Consider the following 19227-nt stretch of genomic DNA (forward strand, 5'->3'; position numbering starts at 1 on the left):
GCCCAGACGCGACTGCTGCACGCTCTGGCCGGCGGCGGACGCACCCTGGTCGCCTTCGGCGATCCCGGCCGCCTCGGCCTGCTGGGCCTTGACGACGGCGGCGTACTCGTCGACGTACTCCTGCTCGGAGAGCTTGAGGATGGCGTACATGATCTCGTCGGTGATGGCCCGCAGGATCGCCTTCTCGTTCTCCATGCCGGCGTAGCGGGAGAAGTCGAGGGGCTTGCCGAAGCGGATGACGACGGGATGGAGGTTCGGGATGACCTTGCCGGGCGGCTGTGCCTCGAAGGTGCCGATCATCGCGCAGGGGATGACCGGGACCTGGGCCTTGAGCGCCATGACGGCGACGCCCACCTTGCCCTTGTAGAGACGGCCGTCGTGGGAGCGGGTGCCCTCGGGGTAGATGCCGAGCAGCTCGTCCTTGCGCAGTACCCCGAGGCCCTCGCGGATGGCGGCCTGGCCCGCCTCCTTGCCGGTGCGGTCGACCGGGATCTGCCCCGCGCTACGGAAGAAGGTCGCGGTGAGCCGCCCCTTGATACCGGGGCCGGTGAAGTACTCCTTCTTCGCCAGGAAGGTGATCCGGCGCTTGAGGATCGCCGGCATCAGGAAGTGGTCCGAGAAGGAGAGATGGTTGCCGGCGACGATGGCCGGGCCCTCGTCCGGAACGTGTTCGAGGCCTTCGATCCGAGGCCTGAAGACCAGTCTCAGCAGAGGTCCCAGCAACACGTATTTGAGCACGTAATAGAACAAAGGGGTCGCTCCTCACTCCGGCGGATCGCCTGGGCCGCCGCGTTCCAGCAGGTCAACCGGCGTGCTGTGGGGCTGCCAGTGTATGTGCAGGCGCAGTTCGCCGGAACACGGCGGACGCCGCGTCGAGGGCATGGGGACAACTGCGTGACCAGCCTCCTGTTACTGACCGGTACAGATCAAGTTGATCGCCCAGTTTGGCGCGATGTCCACGCGATCGGCCGTGTGGACAGCCCCGCGCACCCTGTGAAAAACCCCGCGCGCCGACCGGCTCCACGGCGGTACGGTCCCCGGATGCTCGATGAAGACGGCTATTTCGGAGAAGACATCGCGGCCGGCTACGACGACTCGTCGGCCGACATGTTCCGCCCCGAGGCGGTGGATCCGGCGGTGGACCTGCTGGCCGAACTGGCCGGAGACGGCCGGGCCCTGGAGTTCGGTGTCGGCACCGGCCGCATCGCCCTCCCGCTGGCCCGCCGCGGCATCCCGGTGCACGGCGTCGACCTGTCCCGCGCCATGGTGGCCCGGCTGCGCGCCAAGCCGGGCGGCGAGGACGTCGGGGTGACGATCGGCGACTTCGCGACCGCCGAGGCGGAGGGCGAGTTCTCCGTCGCCTACCTGGTCTTCAACACGATCATGAACCTGACCACCCAGGACGCCCAGGTGGAGTGCTTCCGCAACGCCGCCCGCCATCTGCGGCCCGGCGGCCGTTTCGTGGTCGAGGTCATGGTGCCCGAACTGCGCAAGCTCCCGCACGGGCAGAACGCGGTCCCGTTCCACATCAGCGCGACCAAGTGGGCCTTCGACCTGTACGACGTCGCCACCCAGGAGATGAGCTCGAACTACGTCACCCTCCGCGACGGACGCGCCGAGCGGTGGTCCGTCCCGTTCCGCTACGTCTGGCCGGCCGAGCTGGACCTGATGGCCCGGCTGGCCGGAATGCGGCCGCGCGACCGCTGGGAGGACTGGACGGGCAAGCCCTTCACCGCGGACAGCCCCCGGCATGTCTCGGTCTGGGAGAAGCCCGCGGGCTGACCCCGCCCCCTACCCGGGCAGGCGGTGCAGGACGTCGACGACCCGGGTGGGATCCTCGGGGCCCAGATGGCACGCCCCGGGGAAGTCGTGCACCCTGAAGCGGTTGTCCGGGGTGAGCTCGTCGGCCTCCGCGATCATGCGGTCCTGAAGCGCCGTGGCGACGGTCCTGTCCCGGCCCATCCGCAGATACGTCCGCGGAATCCGCCCCCAGGTCCCGGCCCGCCCCACGGCCCGGTCGCCGTACGCCGTCATCGACTCGTCGGTCTGCATGCCCTCCAGGACGCGCAGGAACCCCTCGTCCGAGTAGTCGGCGCAGATCATCTCGCGGAACACCGCGAGGTCACGCCGTTCGGCGGTACGCCAGTTGAGGCGCAGCACGCCCAACGTCGCGGGATCGCCGATGAGTTGGTCGAGCGGCGTGATCGCCTGCCGTCCTTCCGGGGAGCCCGCGCAGTCGTTGAGCGAGGGCATGCTGCGGCTCGGGCAGAACGCGGCCATGTAGCAGATGTGGGCCAGGAGTTGGGGCACCGCGTCGGCGACCCGGCTGACCGAGACACCGCCCATGCTGTGGCCGACCAGCACCACCGGCCCACCGAGCCGCGCGGCCCGCCGTACCGCCCCGGTCACCCGCCGCTCGTAGTCGTCCAGGGTGAGCGCGGCCACCGGCGAGGGCTCGGTCGCCAGCGCCCGCAGGTCCTGCGCCTGGTAGGCCTTGGGCACGAACTTCTCGGTGCCGTGCAGGGGTTGGTCCACCGTGACGACCCGGTGCCCGCGCAGCGCCAGCTCCCTGCCGATCGCCGTCCAGAACGATCCCGCGCTGTGCGTGCCGTGCACCAGGACGTACGTCCGCACGCCCCCGTGGGCCCGAGCGGTGCCCGCGCCGGTGCCGAGCGCGAGGGCCGCGCCCCCGGATGCCGCCGCCAGCCGGCCGAGCACCCGTCGCCGGGAGAGACGTGCCGAACTGCCTGTGCCGCCCGCGGCGCCGACGCCGCCCGTGAGTGAGTTCATGCCGACGACGCTACGAACCCCGCCGGCCCCGGACCATGGCCCTGTGCCCCCGCCCACGGGTGTACATGACGACACCCCCGCCCGCGGGTCCGCACGACGACACCCGGTCCGCGGGTGGACCCGCACCCCCGCCGCTCACAGCCGCACGATCACCAGCGCCGTGTCGTCCGTCGCACCCCCCGGCGGCAAAAGTTCCAGCAGGACGGCGTCCGCCAGGCGTTCGGGGTCCAGTGCGCGGTGGCGGGCGAGGGATTCGGCGAGGCGGGTCAGACCAGTGTCGATGTCCTCGTGGCGGCGTTCGATCAGTCCGTCGGTGTAGAGGGCGAGGGTGGCGCCCGCCGTGTAGCTCGTCCAAGCCTGAGGTCTCGGAAACGGGTCGGGGCGGGCGTCCAGCGGCGGGTCGGTGGCCTTGTCGAGGAACTCCACCCGGCCGTCGGCGTGGACCAGCACCGGCGGCGGATGACCGGCGCTGCTGTAGGTGATGCTGTGGTCGTCGTAGTCGATGAACGTGGTGACGACCGTGGCCGACTCGGCGCCGTCGACCACGTTCGCGTACCGGCCCAGGACGTTCAGCGCCTCGGCGGGGCCCGCCGCGACCCGGGACGCGGCGCTGAGCGCGCTGCGCAGCTGGCCCATCACCCCGGCGGCCGCCAGCCCGTGCCCGACCACGTCGCCCACGGCCACGCCGACGCGGTTGCCGCCGACCAGGTCGACGAGGTCGTACCAGTCCCCGCAGACGTTCAGCGCGCCGACCGCGGGCCGGTAGCGGACGGCGGCCCGGTGGTGGCCGACCTGCCGGCGGGCGGGGAGCATGGCCTCCTGGAGGGCGAGGGCGACCTCGCGCTCACGGGCGTGGGCCGCGCGCAGCCGTTCGTTGAGCTCCTGCAGTTCCCGCGCCCGGGTGTACAGCTCGGCCTCCAGGACCCGCGAGCGGCTGCCGGTGGGCCCGCCGCGCGCCTTGATCAGCTCGGTGACCTCCTCGACACGGTGGACCAGCAGCAGGACCTTGCCCTCCGGGCCGAGCACCGGGGCGTTGATCGGGCTCCAGTAACGCTCCTCCCACTCCCCGGGGCGGCCGGGGACCTCCACGTCGTAGCGCTGCAGAGCCATCGCGTCGCGTTCCCCGGTCTGCAGGACCCGCTGCAGCGAGGCGGCGAGATTGCGCATGCCGGACGCGCCGTCGTCCTTCGGGTTGTCCGGGAAGACGTCGAAGAGATAGCGCCCGACCACCTGCTCGCGTGTGCGCCCGGACATCCGCAGGAACTCCTCGTTGGCGTCCGCGTACACCAGGTCGGGCGTCAGCAGTGCCACCATCCCCGGCAGACACTGGAACACCGCCGCATAGTCGATGGCCGCATCGTTCATGGCTCCGCCTCACCGCCGGGTTCATACCATTTTCATGTGTCATGTGACATAGCACATGTGCGGACCCCGTATGTCAGGCCGGCGGCTCGGTCAGCGACTGCTCGGCCCAGATCACCTTCCCCTCGGGCACGAACCGGGTGCCCCAGCGCTGGGTGAACTGCGAGACCAGCAGCAGCCCGCGGCCGCCCTCGTCGGTGGTGCGGGGATGGCGCAGATGCGGTGCGGTGGCGCCGCCGTCGGAGACCTCGCAGATCAGGGCGCGTTCCCTGATCAGCCGGAGCCGGATGGGGCCCTCCGCGTGCCGGATGGCGTTGGTGACCAGCTCGCTGACCACCAGTTCCGTGGTGAAGGCCAGCTCCTGAAGGCCCCACTCGGTCAGCTGCCGGGTCGCCTCCTTGCGGGCGTCGGCGACCACGGCCGGGTCGGCGGGCAGGTCCCAGTCGGCGACCTGGTCGGCGCCGAGCAGACGGGTGCGGGCCATCAGCAGGGCCACGTCGTCGTGCGGCCGGGCCGGGGTCAGCGCGTCCACGACGGTCCGGCAGCGCAGCTCGAGCGATGCGGAGGCCCGTTCCAGGGCCCGGCGCAGCCGGTCGCGGTCCGCGTCCACGGCCCCGTCCTGGTCCTCGCGGGCCAGCAGCCCGTCGGTGTGCAGGGCGAGGGTGCTGCCCTCGGCCAGGGCCAGCTCTACGGACTCGAAGGGCGGGCCGCCCGAGCCGAGCGTCGAGGCCGGCGGCAGGTCGACGAAGCCGACGGTGCCGTCGGGCAGGATGACGGCCGGGGCGGGATGGCCCGCCGCGGCCATGGTGCACTGACCGTCGACGGGGTCGTAGACGACGTACACACAGCCGGACCCGGCGACCTGCGGCGCGTCCGGGTCGACGCCCTCCTCCAGGGCCGTCCGGCAGGCCAGGTCGTCGAGATGGGCCAGCACCTCGTCGGGCGGCAGGTCGAGCGCCGCGAGGGTGCGTACGGCGGTCCGGAGCCGGCCCATCGCCGCGGCGGCGTCGATGCCGTGCCCGGGCACCTCGCCCACGACCAGGGCGACCCGGGCGCCGGAGAGCGGGATGAGGTCGTACCAGTCGCCGCCCAGGCCGGTCAGCTCGTCGGCGGGGCGGTAGTGGGCGGCCACCTCCACCGCGTCCTGCTCGGGCAGCCGGCGCGGCAGCAGACTGCGCTGGAGCACCAGGGCCGCGTCGCGCTCGCGGGTGTAGCGGCGGGCGTTGTCCACGCAGACGGCGGCCCGTGACACCAGGTCCTCGGCCAGCAGCAGGTCGTCCTCGTCGAACGGCTCCTGGCGGCCGCGCCGGAAGAAGGTGGTGACGCCCAGCGTCACGCCCCGCGCGCGGATCGGCACGATCACCACGCTGTGCAGCCCGAGCTCCATGAACGTGGCCGTCCGGCCGCCGGGTATGTCGGTCGCCCACTCCTTGGCCAGCGGGTCCAGGCGCCCCTCGCGCCAGGACCGGCCGGTGACGAGGGAGCGGACCGGCGGCGAGCCGGCCAGATAGGTCGCCACCTCGCCGATCTCCACGACGGACTCCGGGACACCGCTGTTCACCGACTGCTGCCCCGCCCGGCGCAGCGGCACCCGGTCCGGGTCGGCGGGCGGCCCGGCTGTCGGCTCGGCGCCCCGCAGCACCGACTCCAGCAGATCCACACAGACGTAGTCGGCGAACCCCGGCACGGCCACGTCGGCCAGTTCCTGCGCGGTCCGGGTGATGTCCAGGGTGCGGCCGATGGACTCGCCGGCCCGGTCGAGCAGGGCGAGCCGCTGCCGCGCGCGGTGCTTCTCGGTGATGTCGACGACGGTGTAGTAGACGCCCATCGGATGGCCGCGGTCGTCCTCCAGCCGGGTGAACGACATCATGTGCGCCGTCTCCCGGTGCGGCGCGGAACGCACCTGGCCGACATGCTCGTATCCCACGACCGGCAGGCCCGTCTCCAGCACCCGCCGCATCTGGGTCTCGATGCCGTCGAAGTCGATGCCCGGCTGGATCTCCCCGAGCCTCCGCCCGAGACGCTCCGCCGCGGAGCCGCCGCCGAACCGCTCCAGGGCCGCGTTGGACCACACACAGCGCAGGTCCGCGTCCACGATCGCTATGCCCACGGGGGAGCCGGTGACCATCTGCTCCAGGACCGTACGGCTCATGTCCCAGCCGCGTGCCCCGGCCGCCACGTCGGAGAGCAGCACCAGCCAGCGGGGCGCCTCGCCGGGCTCCATCGCCGGGGTGATGCGCACCATGACACGGACCGGCCGCCCGTCCCTGTGCCGTGCGGTCAGGAGGCCGGCCCAGCCGCCGTCCCTGCGGCAGCGCGCGACCAGTTCGGGCATGCGCGCGGCGTCCTCCGCGGCCAGCAGACCGGAGACCGGAGTGCCCAAGACCTCGGCCGGCGCGTATGCCAGCAGCCGCTGGGCGTCCCGTGTCCAGCTCCGCACCACGCCCTGCGTGTCGAGCAGCAGGGGCGCGGCATCGGCCACGTCGAACCGCTGCCGGGCGACGTCCTGCTCCTCATGAGTGCCCACGGCCGACCTCTCTGTCGCTGAGAGTGGTCTACCACCTCTTGACCCAGTCTTCACCCTTCGGGCACAGATGGGGCCACGGGGACCACCGGTGCGGTGCCGCACACCGATCGTCCCCACCGCTCCACTGTGGGTCAGGAGCCCTGGGTCAGCACCTTCTCCAGGGCGCCGAGCGCTCCCGTCAGCTCCTCGGAGGTGATCGTCAGCGGCGGGGCCAGGCGGATGGTCGAGCCATGGGTGTCCTTGACCAGGACACCCTCCTCCATGAGGCGGGCGCTGACCTCGCGGCCGGTGCCGAGGGCCGGGTCGATGTCGACGCCCGCCCACAGGCCGCGGGAGCGGAAGCCGAGGACACCCTTGCCGACCAGGTCGGTGAGTCCGCCGCGCAGCACCACACCCAGCTCGGCGGCCCGCCGCTGGAACTCGCCCGTCTCCAGCAGCTCGATCACGGCGGTGCCGACGGCCGCGGCCAGCGGGTTGCCGCCGAAGGTCGAGCCGTGCTCGCCCGGCCGCAGCACGCCCAGCACATCACGGCGGCCGACCACCGCCGACACCGGGACGATGCCGCCGCCCAGCGCCTTTCCGAGGAGGAGGAGATCGGGGACGACCGACTCGTGTTCGACGGCGAGCGTGCGACCGGTGCGGCCGAGCCCGGACTGGATCTCGTCCGCGATGAACAGACAGCCCGCGCGTCGGGTCAGCTCCCGTACGCCGGTCAGATAGCCGTCGTCCGGGATGATCACGCCCGCCTCGCCTTGAATGGGCTCGATCAGCACGGCCGCCGTCGTCTCGTCGACAGCCGCCTCCAGGGCCGCCAGGTCGTTGTACGGCACGATCCGGAAGCCCGGCGTGAAGGGGCCGAAGCCCCGGCGCGCCGTCTCGTCCGTGGAGAACGACACGATCGTCGTCGTACGGCCGTGGAAGTTGTCCGCGGCGACCACGACGGTCGCCCGGTCGGCCGGTACGCCCTTCACCTCGTACGCCCATTTGCGGGCCACCTTGATGCCCGACTCGACCGCCTCCGCCCCGGTGTTCATCGGCAGGACCATGTCGAGGCCGGTCAACCCGGCCAGCCGCTCGGCGAATTCGGCCAGGCGGTCGTTGTGGAAGGCGCGGGAGGTGAGGGTGAGGCGGTCCAGCTGGTCGTGGGCCGCGCGGATCAACGCCGGGTGCCGGTGGCCGAAGTTGAGGGCCGAGTAACCCGCCAGCATGTCCAGGTGGCGGCGGCCCTCGACGTCCTCCACCCAGCTGCCCTCGGCGCGGGCGACGACCACGGGCAGCGGATGGTAGTTGTGCGCGAGGACCGGCTCCTCGGCGCGGATCAGGTCGGCGGAGGTGCGCGTGGTCACGGGAGCGGTCATGAACGGATCTCCTGGGTGCAGCACTTGATGCCGCCGCCTGCCTTGCGGAACTCGGACAGGTCGACGGGCACGGGGACATAGCCACGGTCGGCGACGGAAGCGGCGAGGGACTCGGCCTGGGGCGCGATGAACACGTTCCGGCCGTCGGACACGGCGTTGAGGCCGAAGGCCAGCGCGTCGTCCAGCGTGGCCGGCACCGCGTCCGGATACAGCCGCGCCAGCACCTCGCGGCTGCCCGGCGAGAACGCCTCCGGGTAGTACGCGATGTTGTTGCCGTCGGCGGAGTCGTCCAGCACGAACAGCGCCGTGTCCAGGTGGTAGAAGCGCGGGTCCACCAGGGTCAGGCTGATCACCGGGTGCCCGAAGAACTCCTGCACCTCGCGATGCGCCTCACGGGTCGTACGGAACCCGGTGCCGGCCAGGACGTAGCGCCCCGTCCAGACCAGGTCGCCCTCGCCCTCGCAGACCGACTCGGGCCGGTGCACGTCGAAGCCGGCCGACTTGAACCAGGTGTCGTAGTGCGTGGACTCGGGGCGCCGCTCGGGGGCGTGGAAGAAGGAGCCGAAGACGCGGCCGTCCACGACGACCGCCGAGTTCGCGGCGAAGACCATGTCCGGGAGACCGGGGGCCGGCTCCAGGCTGTCGACGGTGTGGCCGTGGCTGCGGTAGGCGCCGATCAGGGCCTGCCACTGCTCCCGGGCCAGGTCCACGTCGACGCGGACATCGGGTTGCATCCAGGGATTGATCGCGTACTGCACGGCGAAGTGTCTGGGTTCGCAGACGAGGTACCGCCGCCGGCGCGGCACACGGGAGTCGGTCACAGAGGGGTTCCTCCGCTTCCTGGAGTGTCGACTGGGGTTGACACCAAGGTAGGAAGTGACGGAGAGGGGCGACAAGCAACGGGAATTGCGTGTCCGCGCAGGAATGCTGCGTCTTTGACCGGTGGAACGCAGATGTGCTGCGTTTTCGCGCGTTTATTCGGGAGCGGGCTGGGTGGCGCCCGCCTCCGGGCTCTCCGGCAGCAGATGGGACAGCACCATCACGCTGATCGTCTTGCGGATGAACGGCTCGACACGGATCCGCTCCAGCACCTCCTCGAAGTGCTCCACATCCCGCGCCCGCACATGCAGCAGCGCGTCCGCGCCGCCCGTCACGGTCATCGCCGCGGTGATCTCCGGATGGTTGCGGACGACCTCCGCCAGCCGCCGGGGCGGCGCCGCGCCCTCGCAGTACACCTCGACGTACGCCTCCGTGCGCCAGCCCAGCGCCGACGGCTCCACCGTCGCCGTGAACCCGGTGATCACACCCGTCTCGCGCAGCCGGTCCACGCGCCGCTTGACCGCCGTCGACGACAGCCCGACGGCCGCGCCGATCTCGGCGAAGCTGGTGCGCGCGTTCGCCATCAGGGCGGTGACGATCTTCCGGTCCAGCTCGTCGAAAGGGGCGGGCCTGCTGTTCATGGGGGCACTGTATCCAGCACGGACGTCCACGCCCCGGTACATGTCCAGGCGTTCGGATTACACCTACACTCCGGGTTCATGCTGCGCGCCCTCGCCGTCGACGACGAACGCCCCTCGCTGGAGGAACTGCTCTATCTGCTGAACGCCGATCCACGGATAGGCAGCGCGGAGGGCGCGGGCGACGCGACCGAGGCGCTGCGCCGCATCAACCGGGCGCTGCAGTCCGGGCCGGGCGGCGCCGAGGCGATCGACGTCGTCTTCCTCGACATCCAGATGCCCGGTCTCGACGGACTGGACCTGGCCCGACTGCTGACCGGGTTCGCCGAGCCCCCGCTCGTCGTGTTCGTCACCGCCCACGAGGACTTCGCCGTACAGGCCTTCGACCTCAAGGCGGTCGACTACGTCCTCAAGCCCGTCCGCAAGGAACGCCTCGCCGAGGCCGTCCGCCGCGCCGCCGAACTCACCGGCAACACCCCGCGCATCCCCGTCCACGAGCCCGACCCCGACCACATACCCGTGGAACTCGGCGGAGTGACCCGCTTCGTGGCGGTCGACGACATCACCCATGTCGAGGCCCAGGGCGACTACGCCCGTCTGCACACCGAAAGGGGCAGCCACCTCGTCCGCATCCCGCTGTCCACCCTGGAGGACCGCTGGCGCCTGCGCGGCTTCGTCCGCATCCACCGCCGCCACCTGGTCGCCCTGCGCCATGTCGGCGAACTCCGCCTGGACGCGGGCACGGTGAGCGTCATGGTCGGGGGCGAGGAGCTCCAGGTCAGCCGGCGGCACGCGCGCGAACTGCGGGATTTGCTGATGAGGAGGCCCTGACCGTGCCCCACCAGGACCCCGCCGAGCGCCGGGTCGTCGTCACCGGCCCGCCCCGCCGCACCCTCCCCCACGCTCGGCTTCGCTCGCGCGGGCGGTACCCCCATGCCTCCGGCTACTACCGCCCCCGCACCGAGATCGACGAGCAGACCACCCTCGGCCACACCTACGTCCGCTCCCTGATGCGCACCCAACTGCGCGCCGCTCTCGCGGTGTTCGCGGTCCTCGGCCTCCTCATCGGCCCGCTGCCCCTCGTCTTCGCCGCCATGCCCGACGCCCGCCGCCTCGAATGGGCCGTCCTCGGCTTCTGTCTCTACGCCCCGCTCGTCCTGCTCGCCCTCTGGTACGTCCGCCGCGCCGAACGCAACGAACGGGACTTCGTGCGGCTCGTCGAGGACCGATGAACTCCACGTACGCCGTACCGGCGGTCGCCCTCGTCGTCGTCGCGACGGTCCTCGTGGGCGCCTTCGGTCTGCGCATATCCCGCACCACCTCCGACTTCTACGTCGCCTCCCGCACCGTCGGCCCCCGCCTCAACGCGGCCGCCATCAGCGGCGAGTACCTCTCCGCCGCGTCCTTCCTGGGCATCGCGGGCCTGGTCCTGATCCAGGGCCCGGACATGCTCTGGTACCCGGTCGGCTACACCGCCGGCTACCTCGTCCTGCTCCTCTTCGTCGCCGCTCCACTGCGCCGCTCCGGCGCCTACACGCTCCCCGACTTCGCCGAGGCACGGCTCGCCTCGTACGGCGTGCGCCGGCTGGCCGGAGCCTTCGTCGTGGGCGTCGGCTGGCTCTACCTGCTGCCGCAACTCCAGGGCGCGGGGCTGACGCTGACCGTGCTGACCGGCGCGCCGGACTCCCTCGGCGGGCTGATCGTGGCCGTCGTCGTGGTCGCCACCGTCGCCGCCGGCGGTATGCGCAGCATCACCTTCGTACAGGCCTTCCAGTACTGGCTCAAGCTCACCGCGCTCCTCGTCCCCGCGCTCTTCCTGGTGCTCGCCTGGCAGAGCGACGGAGCGCCCCGGCACGCCTTCGAGGAACCCGCGACCTTCCGCGATCAGCGTGTCGTCCGCGTCGACGACAGCCTCGACCTGGAACTCGCCAGGCCCCTCACCGTCACCGTGACCGGCACGGTCGACGGCCGACGGCACGACGACCAACGCGTCCGGCTCCCCACCGGCACCCACCACATCGCCCGGGGCACCCGGCTGACCTTCGCCGAGGGCACCCCCGTCCCCGACGCCGACCGGGGCACCGACGGCGGCATGTCGACCTCCCTCGCCGCGGGCCGCGAGGAACGCCCGCTGTACGCCACGTACGGGCTGATCCTCGCCACCTTCCTCGGCACCATGGGCCTGCCCCATGTCGTCGTCCGCTTCTACACCAGCCCCCACGGTGTCGCCGCCCGCCGCACCACGGTCGCCGTCCTCGGCCTGATCGGCGCGTTCTACCTGCTGCCGCCCCTCTACGGCGCCCTCGGCCGCCTCTACACCCCCGAACTCGCCCTCACCGGCGACGCGGACGCGTCCGTCCTGCTGCTGCCGGACCGGATGATCGGGGGCGTCGGCGGCGATCTGCTCGGCGCGCTGGTGGCGGGCGGGGCCTTCGCCGCGTTCCTCTCCACCGCGTCCGGACTGACCATGGCCGTCGCCGGTGTCCTCACCCAGGACGTCCTGCCGACGCGCGGCGTACGGCACTTCCGGCTCGGGACGGTACTGGCGATGGCCGTGCCGCTGGCGGCGAGTGTGCTGGTGGGCGGGCTTCCGGTGGCCGACGCGGTCGGACTGGCCTTCGCCGTGTCCGCGTCGTCCTTCTGCCCGCTCCTCGTCCTCGGCATCTGGTGGCGGCGGCTGACCCCGCCGGGGGCGGCGGCCGGGATGCTGGTCGGGGGCGGCTCGGCGTTCGTGGCGGTGGCGGCCACGATGGCGGGCCTCCCGGCCGGCGGGCCCCTCCACGCCTTACTGGCCTGGCCCGCCCTCTGGTCGGTTCCGCTGGGCTTCCTCACCATGGTGCTGGTGTCACTGGCGACCCCGGGACGGGTGCCGCCGGGAACGGAGGCGATCCTCGCCAGGTTCCATCTGCCGGAGGAGCTCAGGGCGGAGGTGAAGGCGTGAGCGGATTCCTCGCCGGCCTGTGCGTGGCTGTACTCCCGCTGCTCGCCGCCGGGTTCTGGCTGGGCCGGCGTACGGCCCGCCCCGAGACCCTCGGCGGACTGGGCACCCCCGTCGAGCACGCCACGTTCCAGACGCTGCACACCGCCTCCCTGGCCGCGCCCCCGCTCCGGGCGGGGCTGACGGAGGAGACCGCCCGCAAGTCGGCCCGCCGGCTGCGCTCGCTGCTCGGCACGGACGCGCTGTGTCTGACGGACCGCGAGGAGGTACTGGTCTGGGACGGCGTCGGCGGCCATCACCGTACGGAGATCATGGAACGCCTCGCCGGAGTGCTGGAGACCGGCCGCGGTGAGGCCTTCCGGCTGAAGTGCGACCACCCGGACTGCCCGGTCCGCTGGGCCGTGGTCGCTCCCCTCACCGTCGACGACCGTGTGCACGGCGCCCTGGTCGCCTGCGCCCCGCGCGAGTCCGCCGTGCTGGTGAGGGCCGCGGGCGAGGTCGCCCGATGGGTGAACGTCCAGCTGGAGCTGGCCGATCTCGACCAGTCCCGCACCCGGCTGATCGAGGCCGAGATCAGGGCACTTCGGGCCCAGATCTCGCCGCACTTCATCTTCAACTCGCTCGCCGTCATCGCGAGCTTCGTCCGCACCGACCCCGAGCGCGCCCGCGAACTCCTCCTGGAATTCGCGGACTTCACCCGCTACTCGTTCCGCAGGCATGGCGATTTCACCACCCTTGCCGACGAACTCCACGCCATCGACCACTACTTGGCACTGGTCCGGGCCCGCTTCGGCGACCGGCTCTCCGTCACTCTGCAGATCGCCCCCGAGGTACTCCCGGTCGCCCTGCCCTTCCTCTGCCTCCAGCCGCTCGTCGAGAACGCCGTCAAGCACGGACTGGAGGGCAAGACCGCCAACGCCGGCGGCAAGTGCCACATCACCATCACCGCGCAGGACGCCGGCGCCGAGGCCCTGGTCGTCATCGAGGACGACGGGGTCGGCATGGACCCGGTCCTGCTCCGCCGTATCCTCGCGGGCGAGGTCAGCCCGTCCGGCGGCATCGGCCTGTCCAACGTCGACGACCGGCTCCGGCAGGTCTACGGCGACGACCACGGGCTCGTCATCGAGACGGCCGTCGGCGCGGGCATGAAGGTGTCCGCCCGGCTGCCGAAATACCAGCCGGGCGTGCACTCCGCCGGGCGGATCGCCCAGGAGTACTCCGGGGACTGAGCCTCAGGGAGCGCTGCGGGTCGCGATCATCCCGAGGGTCAGCAGCCCCAGCACCACCCAGCCGAACCACAGCCAGCCGTTGGAGCCGAGTGCCACCGTGTAGGCGGTCACCACGACGAGACCGCCGACGGTGAGCACCCCCATCGCCTTCGTAGAGCCGTCCGTGGAACCGGGCATCGCGACACCCTCCTCAGGATTCGTCCCCCTCCATGGTGCCTCCGTTCTGCTTCCGGACGGTGCACACGACGAAATGCGTGCCGGACTTCCACGGTCCCTGACTGGTCCAGGACCCGGCGGTGTAGACCGACGGGTCGAAGCCGTAGTCACGTGGCGGCACGGCCTTCGCGCAGGCCGAGTCGGACTCCGTACGCGCCTCGGCGAGCGTGACGTCCTCGCCCAGCCGGGTGAAGCCGAGCACCTGCTCGTCGTGCGGCCCGGAGCAGGGGACCAGCCGGGCGTCCCGGTTGGTGCGGGTCTCCAGACAGTCCCGGCGCTGCATGTTCGACGTGTCGACGAAGGCGGAACCCGGCTTGCGGTGGGCACCGAGCGGCCCGTACGTGGATCCGTGCGCGCCCAGCACCAGACAGGCGGTCCGCCCTCCCGCGCTCTCGAAGCCGTCGTCGGTCGGCACGATCGCGACCGTCCGCGCGTCCGCCAGCCGCTCCCGGACCTCCTGCGTCCGCTCCTCGCACCGCGCCGGCCCGCTCCTGCGCGCCTCGTCCGCCGAGGCGGCCTTCACGAACGCCATCACCTGCCCGTCGGGCGCCTTGCCCTGGCAGGGAGAGACCAGCGTGAGCCGGGGCGTCCCCTGGAAACGCGCCGAGTCCGGCCAGTCGGCGGCCACGCAGTCGCCGTCCCGGAGCGGCTCGGCCAGCCCCACGGCCGTCCCGTACGGCGCCGCCTTCGTACCGCCGTCACCGCCCTTCGTCTGGTGGGCCATGGCGTACCAGACCCCGCCCAGGGCCAGCAGCAGGCCGAGGAAGCAGGCGATCACGGCACGCAGGGCGCGGGGGAGCTCCCGGCGATGACGGCCGGGCGCGGAGACGGGAACGGGCCCGGGCATGAGAACAGCCCCGAAACCGTCCGGGCCGGCGGCCCCGGTCCCATACGGCTGGACCGACCCGGACGGAGCCGAGCCGGGCCCCGGCCATCGCCGCGCGCCGGGTGCCGCCGGCGGGGGAGCCGACGCCTCCGCCCAGTGGGGTCGCCCGGTGCCCGGCGGGAGAGGGGCGGTCCCGGACCACGGGGGCTGGGAGCCGAGGTCGGTCTGGGTCCTGACGTACGGCTCGGCCTGCGGTGTCACGATCCGCGACAGCGCCGCCTCCGCCTCCGTCGCGGAGAGCCGCAGCCCCGGGTCCTTCTCCAGCAGATGGCGCAGTACGGGGCCCAGCGCCCCGGCACGCACCGTCGGGCGGGGCTCCTCCATCACCACGGCCGTCACCTCGGCGAGGTTCGACTCCCGCTCGAAGGGGCCCCGGCCCTCGACGCCGTAGTACAGCGTGCAGCCCAGCGAGAACAGGTCGGCGGCCGGGGTCGGCGGCCCGCCCGTGGCCCGCTCCGGCGCCAGATAGCCGGACGTTCCCACCAGCACGGACGCCAGCGTGTAGCGGGTCTCGCCGGCGTCCGGTTGCACCGAGATGCCGTAGTCGGTGAGCAGGACGCGCCCGTACGGCGCCCCCGAGCGGTCCGGCGCCAGGAGGATGTTCGCCGGTTTCACGTCCCGGTGCATCACCCCCCGCTCGTGGCCGGCGGTCAGCGCGTCCAGGACGGCGAGCCCGATGCGGGCGCACTCCGCGGGCGCGAGCGGACCGCGCTGTTCGACGAGGTCACGCAGATCGGTCGCGCCCGCCACGTACTCCATCACGATCCACGGCAGCCCCTCGTGCTCCAGCACGTCGTGCACGGTCACCACATGAGGGTGACCGCGCAGGCCCGCCGCGTGCCGGGCCTCCGCGCGCGCCCGGGCGACCCTGGCCTCCCGCTCCTCGCCCGTCGGTTCGGGATCCCGGAACACGATCTCCTTGAGTGTGACCTCGCAGGCGAGTCTCTGGTCGTGGGCGAGCCACACATGGCCCATGCCGCCGCTGCCGAGCCGGTTCAGCAGCAGATAACGGCCGGCGATGACCCGGCCCACTCCCGACGTCGGTGATCCTGAATGCATCCGGTGACTCCCGGGTTCTGCGGGGGCGCTACATGAACGCGCTCGACGCGGGCCCCGAGGACGCGGGCTCGCCCGAGGCGGGGGCGCTGGTGGTCTCGGGCGGGGGAGCGCTCCTGGTGACCGGGGCGCTGGGCGGCGGTGGCGCGCTGGTGGTCACCGGGGCGCTCGACGGAGGCGGCGCGGCGCTGCTCGTCGCCGGATGACTGGTCGGCGGTGCGACGGTCGTCGGGGGCGCCGCACTCGACGGCGGTTTCGCCGAGCTGGGTGGCGGGGCGCTCGACGAGTGCGCGGAGGACGACGGTCCACCGGACGACGGCCCGGCTGTGGAGGGCCCGGCCGTGGAGGGCCCGGATGAGGACGGCCCGGATGAGGACGGCCCGGACCCGCTGCTCGTACCGGAGGAAGGTGTGGACGGCGACACGGACGACGGTGCCGAGGACGACGGGGGCGCCTTCGACGTGCCGGAGGACGACGAGGACGACGAGGACGCCGGAGGAGCGATGGTCCCCCCGGACGGACCGCCCGACGTGCCCCCGCCCGTAGTACCCGCGCTCGTGCCCCCGGCCGTGCTCAGGGTCACGTACTGCCCGAACCGCAGCTCGGTCCCGGCATCCGGATCCGACGCCGTGACCCGTGCGTCGTCGGGCGGCAGGGCCTTGCCCGCGTACCCGGCGGCCAGCCCCTTGTCGGTCAGCAGCCGGCTCGCCCGGGCGAAGGTGGCCCCGGTCAGATCGGGCACCACCAGGGGCCTCGCCGCGTTGAATGTCGTGTCGTGCGTGCCCGTCGTGCCGACCGGCCGGTCGATGCCCCGCCGGGAGTCGTCGACGTCGACGAGGGCGAGGCGTCGCAGCGTCCGGGGCGCCGGCCGTACGGCCACCACGGAGGAACGCTCGAATCCCTTCCACTGCCGATTACCGTGCTCGAACTTGACCGAAATCCGGTTCGTGTCACCGGCGAAGGGCCGCAGCGGATTTCCGCACGAACACTTCACAGCCGGAAGTCCCTGTTCATCGACGAGAATCGCGATTCCGGCCTGCAGCAGGGAGTCGAAGGGAACAGCCTTTCCCTTCTTGTAGTCATGATTCTGTACGAGAGTGTCGTGGCGCAGGAGAACAGGAGTCAGCCGGTCCAGATATCCCGGAATCTGATCGGTGGTGAGATTCAGCGCGGTCGCCCACGCCTGCGCTTTCCGGTGATTCCTGGGATCGGTGAGGAATGCCTTGAGTTTCCTGACGTCACAGACGGTCGGCCGGCGTGTGCCGCCGTAGAGCCCGGGTGTGTCCCCCTGCTGCAGGCTGCCGTGCACGGCCTGGGTGCGAACCGCCTGGTCATGGCCGATTCCGCTCTTCTCGTCGAAGAACGGCGCGAGGGACGGAACCCCCGCGGCCACCGCCTTCACGAGCGTGAGCGGCGTGCTGCGGCCGCATGCGCCCACCGCGAGCACCAGGACGAGCAGGACGGCGATCCTGCGCATCACCGATTTCCCGGCCCTTTGCATAAATGCGCGAAGTGTCATCACCGCTCCCCCCTGCGGTTTCCCCCTTGCGCTTCATGCTACTGAAAGCCGTCGAATGGCGAAGCCTTCAACGCCCGCGTGCGTTCAATGAGGCCAAATAGGCGTTGTATGCCTCGAGTTCCTTGTCGCCGTCGCGATCGGCTGCCCGGTCCTTGCGCCTGGCCTGCCGCTGTTCCGAGCCGTACCACTGGAACAGCAGGGCGAGGAGCACCAGTACGGACGGGACCTCGCTGAACGCCCAGGCGATACCGCCGGCCGCCGTCTGGTCGGAGAGCGCGTCGATGCCGAGGGAGGCGGGCGGGTTCCTGAACGTCTCGACCATCGGGCTCGACGCCATCATCAGGGCGATGCCGAAGAACGCGTGGAACGGCATGCCGGCGAACAGCTCCAGCATCCGCATCAGATAGCCGGGCCGCTGCGGGCCCGGGTCCACGCCGATGATCGGCCAGAAGAACACCATGCCGACCGCGAGGAAGTGCACCATCATCGCGATGTGCCCCGTCTTCGACCCCATCAGGAAGTCGAACAGCGGGGTGAAGTACAGCCCGTACAGGCTCGCGATGAACAGCGGGATGGTGAACGCCGGGTGGGTGATGATCCGCATGTACCGGCTGTGCAGCAGCATCAGCAGCAGTTCGCGCGGCCCCTTGCGGCCCTTGCCGGCGGTCGGCAGGGCGCGCAGGGCGAGGGTGACGGGGGCGCCGAGCAGGATCAGGATCGGCGACAGCATGCTGATGACCATGTGCTGCACCATGTGCACGCTGAACATGACCATGCCGTAGTCGTTGAGCCGGGTGCACATCACGAGCCCGATGGTCAGCACACCGAGGACGAACGAGACGGTCCGCGCCGGCGACCACTTGTCACCGCGCCGCCGCAGCCGTACGACACCGTAGGCGTAGAGAGCGAGCCCCAGCAGGCAGGCCACGAGGAAGAACGGGTCCGCCGACCACTGAAGACCCCGTCCCAGCGTGAACGGCGGCAGATCCATGGTCATGCCGTGCCCGCTGTGATCCATCCAACGGCTCCTGATTCGTGGGGGTTGTGCAAGTCTGTCCGCACCCAGACTAGAACCGCTCCCGGCCGCGCCCGCGACCGGGGCCGGGCTTCACTCGCCCCGGCTCAGGACCGTCTTCTCCCACAGGGCCGTCGCCTCCCGCGCCGCCTCCGGGGCCACGAGCAGCAGGGGTGTGTCGTAGGCGGGCAGTTCGGGCACCGCCACCGCGCCCGCCTCCGTCGCGATCAGCAGCGGTGGCAGGGCGTCCACCGGGTGGAACTCGCCGATGGCCGCCGCGACGGCACGGCCGGCGGCGACCTGGACCAGGGACAGGGCCGTCGAGCCCATGACCCGCACCGTGCAGTGACGGGCGGACAGCTCGCGCAGCAGGTCGTCCATGCCGGGCCAGTGGGCGTGGGCCGCCCACTCGGTGAGGAAGGCGTGGCCCGTCAGGGTGTCATGGGCGGCCGCGTGGATCGGGCGGCCGTCGAGACGGGCGCCACCGCCCTTGAGTGCCGAGAAGATCTCCCCGCGCCAGGGGTCGGCCACCACACCGAGCAGCGGTTCGCCCCGCTCGGTGGCCAGGCCCAGGGAGAAGGAGCACCAGCCGATGCCGTGCGCGTAGTTCGTCGTACCGTCGACGGGGTCGATCACCCAGTGCGGGGCGCCGGGGGTGCCCTCGTGGACGCCGTACTCCTCGCCCTCGATGCCGTACTCCGGGAACTCGCGGGCGAGGACGGCCCGGACGTGCGACTCCACCGCCTCGTCCGTGTCGGTCACGATGTCGGCCGGGGAGGCCTTCTCCCGCACCTCGTCCGTGGCGCGCGGCCGGCGGATGCGCTCCGAGGCCCACCCGGCGAGTTCGGTCGCGATCGCGAGTTCCCGGTCCATG

At 72.0% G+C, this 19227-nt stretch carries 17 protein-coding genes; 5 read left to right on the top strand and 12 right to left on the bottom strand.

All coding sequences use genetic code 11. The features are described from left to right. A partial coding sequence (locus ABZT17_RS19450) for a lysophospholipid acyltransferase family protein (RefSeq protein ID WP_356350510.1) occupies nucleotides 1-750 on the bottom strand: 750 nt, incomplete at its 3' end. 291 nt (nucleotides 751-1041) lie between these two features. Here ABZT17_RS19450 and ABZT17_RS19455 point away from each other — a divergent pair. Further along, nucleotides 1042-1782 carry a class I SAM-dependent methyltransferase gene (locus ABZT17_RS19455; protein WP_356350512.1) on the top strand — a complete coding sequence of 247 codons (741 nt, stop codon included), beginning with the start codon at nucleotides 1042-1044 and terminating at the stop codon, nucleotides 1780-1782. Between the two features lie 9 nt (nucleotides 1783-1791). On the opposite strand, the gene ABZT17_RS19460 is transcribed toward ABZT17_RS19455, so the two are convergent. From ABZT17_RS19460 to ABZT17_RS19485, 6 genes are all read right to left on the bottom strand, one after another. Then, on the bottom strand, nucleotides 1792-2790 hold the full coding sequence (locus tag ABZT17_RS19460) for an alpha/beta fold hydrolase (protein ID WP_356350513.1): 999 nt from the start codon (nucleotides 2788-2790) through the stop codon (nucleotides 1792-1794). 135 nt (nucleotides 2791-2925) lie between these two features. Beyond that, a complete protein-coding gene (locus ABZT17_RS19465; protein WP_356350514.1) occupies nucleotides 2926-4155 on the bottom strand; it encodes a SpoIIE family protein phosphatase in 1230 nt (409 codons plus the stop codon). A 73-nt stretch (nucleotides 4156-4228) separates the two neighbouring features. Further along, nucleotides 4229-6679 (bottom strand): SpoIIE family protein phosphatase, encoded by a 2451-nt coding sequence (locus ABZT17_RS19470; RefSeq protein ID WP_356350516.1) that lies wholly within the window; start codon nucleotides 6677-6679, stop codon nucleotides 4229-4231. A 131-nt stretch (nucleotides 6680-6810) separates the two neighbouring features. Further along, nucleotides 6811-8037: an ornithine--oxo-acid transaminase gene (gene rocD, locus ABZT17_RS19475; RefSeq protein ID WP_356350517.1), complete on the bottom strand. Its 1227-nt coding sequence runs from the start codon at nucleotides 8035-8037 to the stop codon at nucleotides 6811-6813. Further along, complete coding sequence (ddaH, locus tag ABZT17_RS19480; RefSeq protein ID WP_356350519.1) at nucleotides 8034-8933, bottom strand: dimethylargininase; 900 nt, start codon at nucleotides 8931-8933, stop codon at nucleotides 8034-8036. Before ddaH ends, rocD begins: the two co-directional genes overlap by 4 nt. Nucleotides 8934-9011: 78 nt before the next feature. Further along, the gene (locus ABZT17_RS19485) at nucleotides 9012-9497 is read right to left on the bottom strand and encodes an Lrp/AsnC family transcriptional regulator (protein ID WP_356350521.1); all 486 of its coding nucleotides are present in this window, start codon (nucleotides 9495-9497) and stop codon (nucleotides 9012-9014) included. A gap of 78 nt (nucleotides 9498-9575) precedes the next feature. On the opposite strand from ABZT17_RS19485, the gene ABZT17_RS19490 reads away from it, so the two are divergent. From ABZT17_RS19490 to ABZT17_RS19505, 4 genes are read left to right on the top strand one after another with little or no spacing between them, the layout of a single operon-like run. Beyond that, nucleotides 9576-10325: a LytTR family DNA-binding domain-containing protein gene (locus ABZT17_RS19490; RefSeq protein WP_356350523.1), complete on the top strand. Its 750-nt coding sequence runs from the start codon at nucleotides 9576-9578 to the stop codon at nucleotides 10323-10325. Between the two features lie 2 nt (nucleotides 10326-10327). After that, nucleotides 10328-10726, top strand: a complete 399-nt coding sequence (locus tag ABZT17_RS19495) for a hypothetical protein (protein ID WP_356350525.1) — start codon at nucleotides 10328-10330, stop codon at nucleotides 10724-10726. Next, nucleotides 10723-12435 carry a cation acetate symporter gene (locus ABZT17_RS19500; RefSeq protein WP_356350527.1) on the top strand — a complete coding sequence of 571 codons (1713 nt, stop codon included), beginning with the start codon at nucleotides 10723-10725 and terminating at the stop codon, nucleotides 12433-12435. Before ABZT17_RS19495 ends, ABZT17_RS19500 begins: the two co-directional genes overlap by 4 nt. Beyond that, nucleotides 12432-13661, top strand: coding sequence for a histidine kinase (locus tag ABZT17_RS19505; RefSeq protein ID WP_356350528.1), 1230 nt, complete (start codon nucleotides 12432-12434; stop codon nucleotides 13659-13661). Before ABZT17_RS19500 ends, ABZT17_RS19505 begins: the two co-directional genes overlap by 4 nt. 3 nt (nucleotides 13662-13664) lie before the next feature. Here the strand turns inward: ABZT17_RS19505 and ABZT17_RS19510 are convergent, their stop codons facing one another. The 5 genes from ABZT17_RS19510 to ABZT17_RS19530 form a co-directional block, all read right to left on the bottom strand. Beyond that, nucleotides 13665-13838 (bottom strand): hypothetical protein, encoded by a 174-nt coding sequence (locus ABZT17_RS19510; RefSeq protein ID WP_356350529.1) that lies wholly within the window; start codon nucleotides 13836-13838, stop codon nucleotides 13665-13667. Between the two features lie 13 nt (nucleotides 13839-13851). Beyond that, a complete protein-coding gene (locus tag ABZT17_RS19515; RefSeq protein ID WP_356350531.1) occupies nucleotides 13852-15822 on the bottom strand; it encodes a protein kinase in 1971 nt (656 codons plus the stop codon). A 28-nt stretch (nucleotides 15823-15850) separates the two neighbouring features. Continuing rightward, nucleotides 15851-17296, bottom strand: coding sequence for a PASTA domain-containing protein (locus tag ABZT17_RS19520; RefSeq protein WP_356350532.1), 1446 nt, complete (start codon nucleotides 17294-17296; stop codon nucleotides 15851-15853). Nucleotides 17297-17405: 109 nt separating this feature from the next. Then, nucleotides 17406-18356: a cytochrome c oxidase assembly protein gene (locus ABZT17_RS19525; RefSeq protein WP_356350533.1), complete on the bottom strand. Its 951-nt coding sequence runs from the start codon at nucleotides 18354-18356 to the stop codon at nucleotides 17406-17408. A 90-nt stretch (nucleotides 18357-18446) separates the two neighbouring features. Then, a complete protein-coding gene (locus tag ABZT17_RS19530; protein ID WP_356350534.1) occupies nucleotides 18447-19226 on the bottom strand; it encodes an inositol monophosphatase family protein in 780 nt (259 codons plus the stop codon). Between the last annotated feature and the right edge of the window lies 1 nt (nucleotide 19227).

The organism is Streptomyces sp. NPDC005648, assembly GCF_040605395.1.
Taxonomy (GTDB): Bacteria; Actinomycetota; Actinomycetes; order Streptomycetales; family Streptomycetaceae; genus Streptomyces.

Bases quoted from the DNA above. Each gene is read 5' to 3' on its own strand.
- ABZT17_RS19455 (WP_356350512.1), top strand. From the start codon at position 1,042: ATGCTCGATGAAGACGGCTATTTCGGAGAAGACATCGCGGCCGGCTAC.
- ABZT17_RS19460 (WP_356350513.1), bottom strand. From the start codon at position 2,790: ATGAACTCACTCACGGGCGGCGTCGGCGCCGCGGGCGGCACAGGCAGT.
- ABZT17_RS19465 (WP_356350514.1), bottom strand. From the start codon at position 4,155: ATGAACGATGCGGCCATCGACTATGCGGCGGTGTTCCAGTGTCTGCCG.
- rocD (WP_356350517.1), bottom strand. From the start codon at position 8,037: ATGACCGCTCCCGTGACCACGCGCACCTCCGCCGACCTGATCCGCGCC.
- ABZT17_RS19485 (WP_356350521.1), bottom strand. From the start codon at position 9,497: ATGAACAGCAGGCCCGCCCCTTTCGACGAGCTGGACCGGAAGATCGTC.
- ABZT17_RS19490 (WP_356350523.1), top strand. From the start codon at position 9,576: ATGCTGCGCGCCCTCGCCGTCGACGACGAACGCCCCTCGCTGGAGGAA.
- ABZT17_RS19500 (WP_356350527.1), top strand. From the start codon at position 10,723: ATGAACTCCACGTACGCCGTACCGGCGGTCGCCCTCGTCGTCGTCGCG.
- ABZT17_RS19510 (WP_356350529.1), bottom strand. From the start codon at position 13,838: ATGCCCGGTTCCACGGACGGCTCTACGAAGGCGATGGGGGTGCTCACC.
- ABZT17_RS19515 (WP_356350531.1), bottom strand. From the start codon at position 15,822: ATGCATTCAGGATCACCGACGTCGGGAGTGGGCCGGGTCATCGCCGGC.
- ABZT17_RS19520 (WP_356350532.1), bottom strand. From the start codon at position 17,296: ATGCGCAGGATCGCCGTCCTGCTCGTCCTGGTGCTCGCGGTGGGCGCA.
- ABZT17_RS19525 (WP_356350533.1), bottom strand. From the start codon at position 18,356: ATGGATCACAGCGGGCACGGCATGACCATGGATCTGCCGCCGTTCACG.
- ABZT17_RS19530 (WP_356350534.1), bottom strand. From the start codon at position 19,226: ATGGACCGGGAACTCGCGATCGCGACCGAACTCGCCGGGTGGGCCTCG.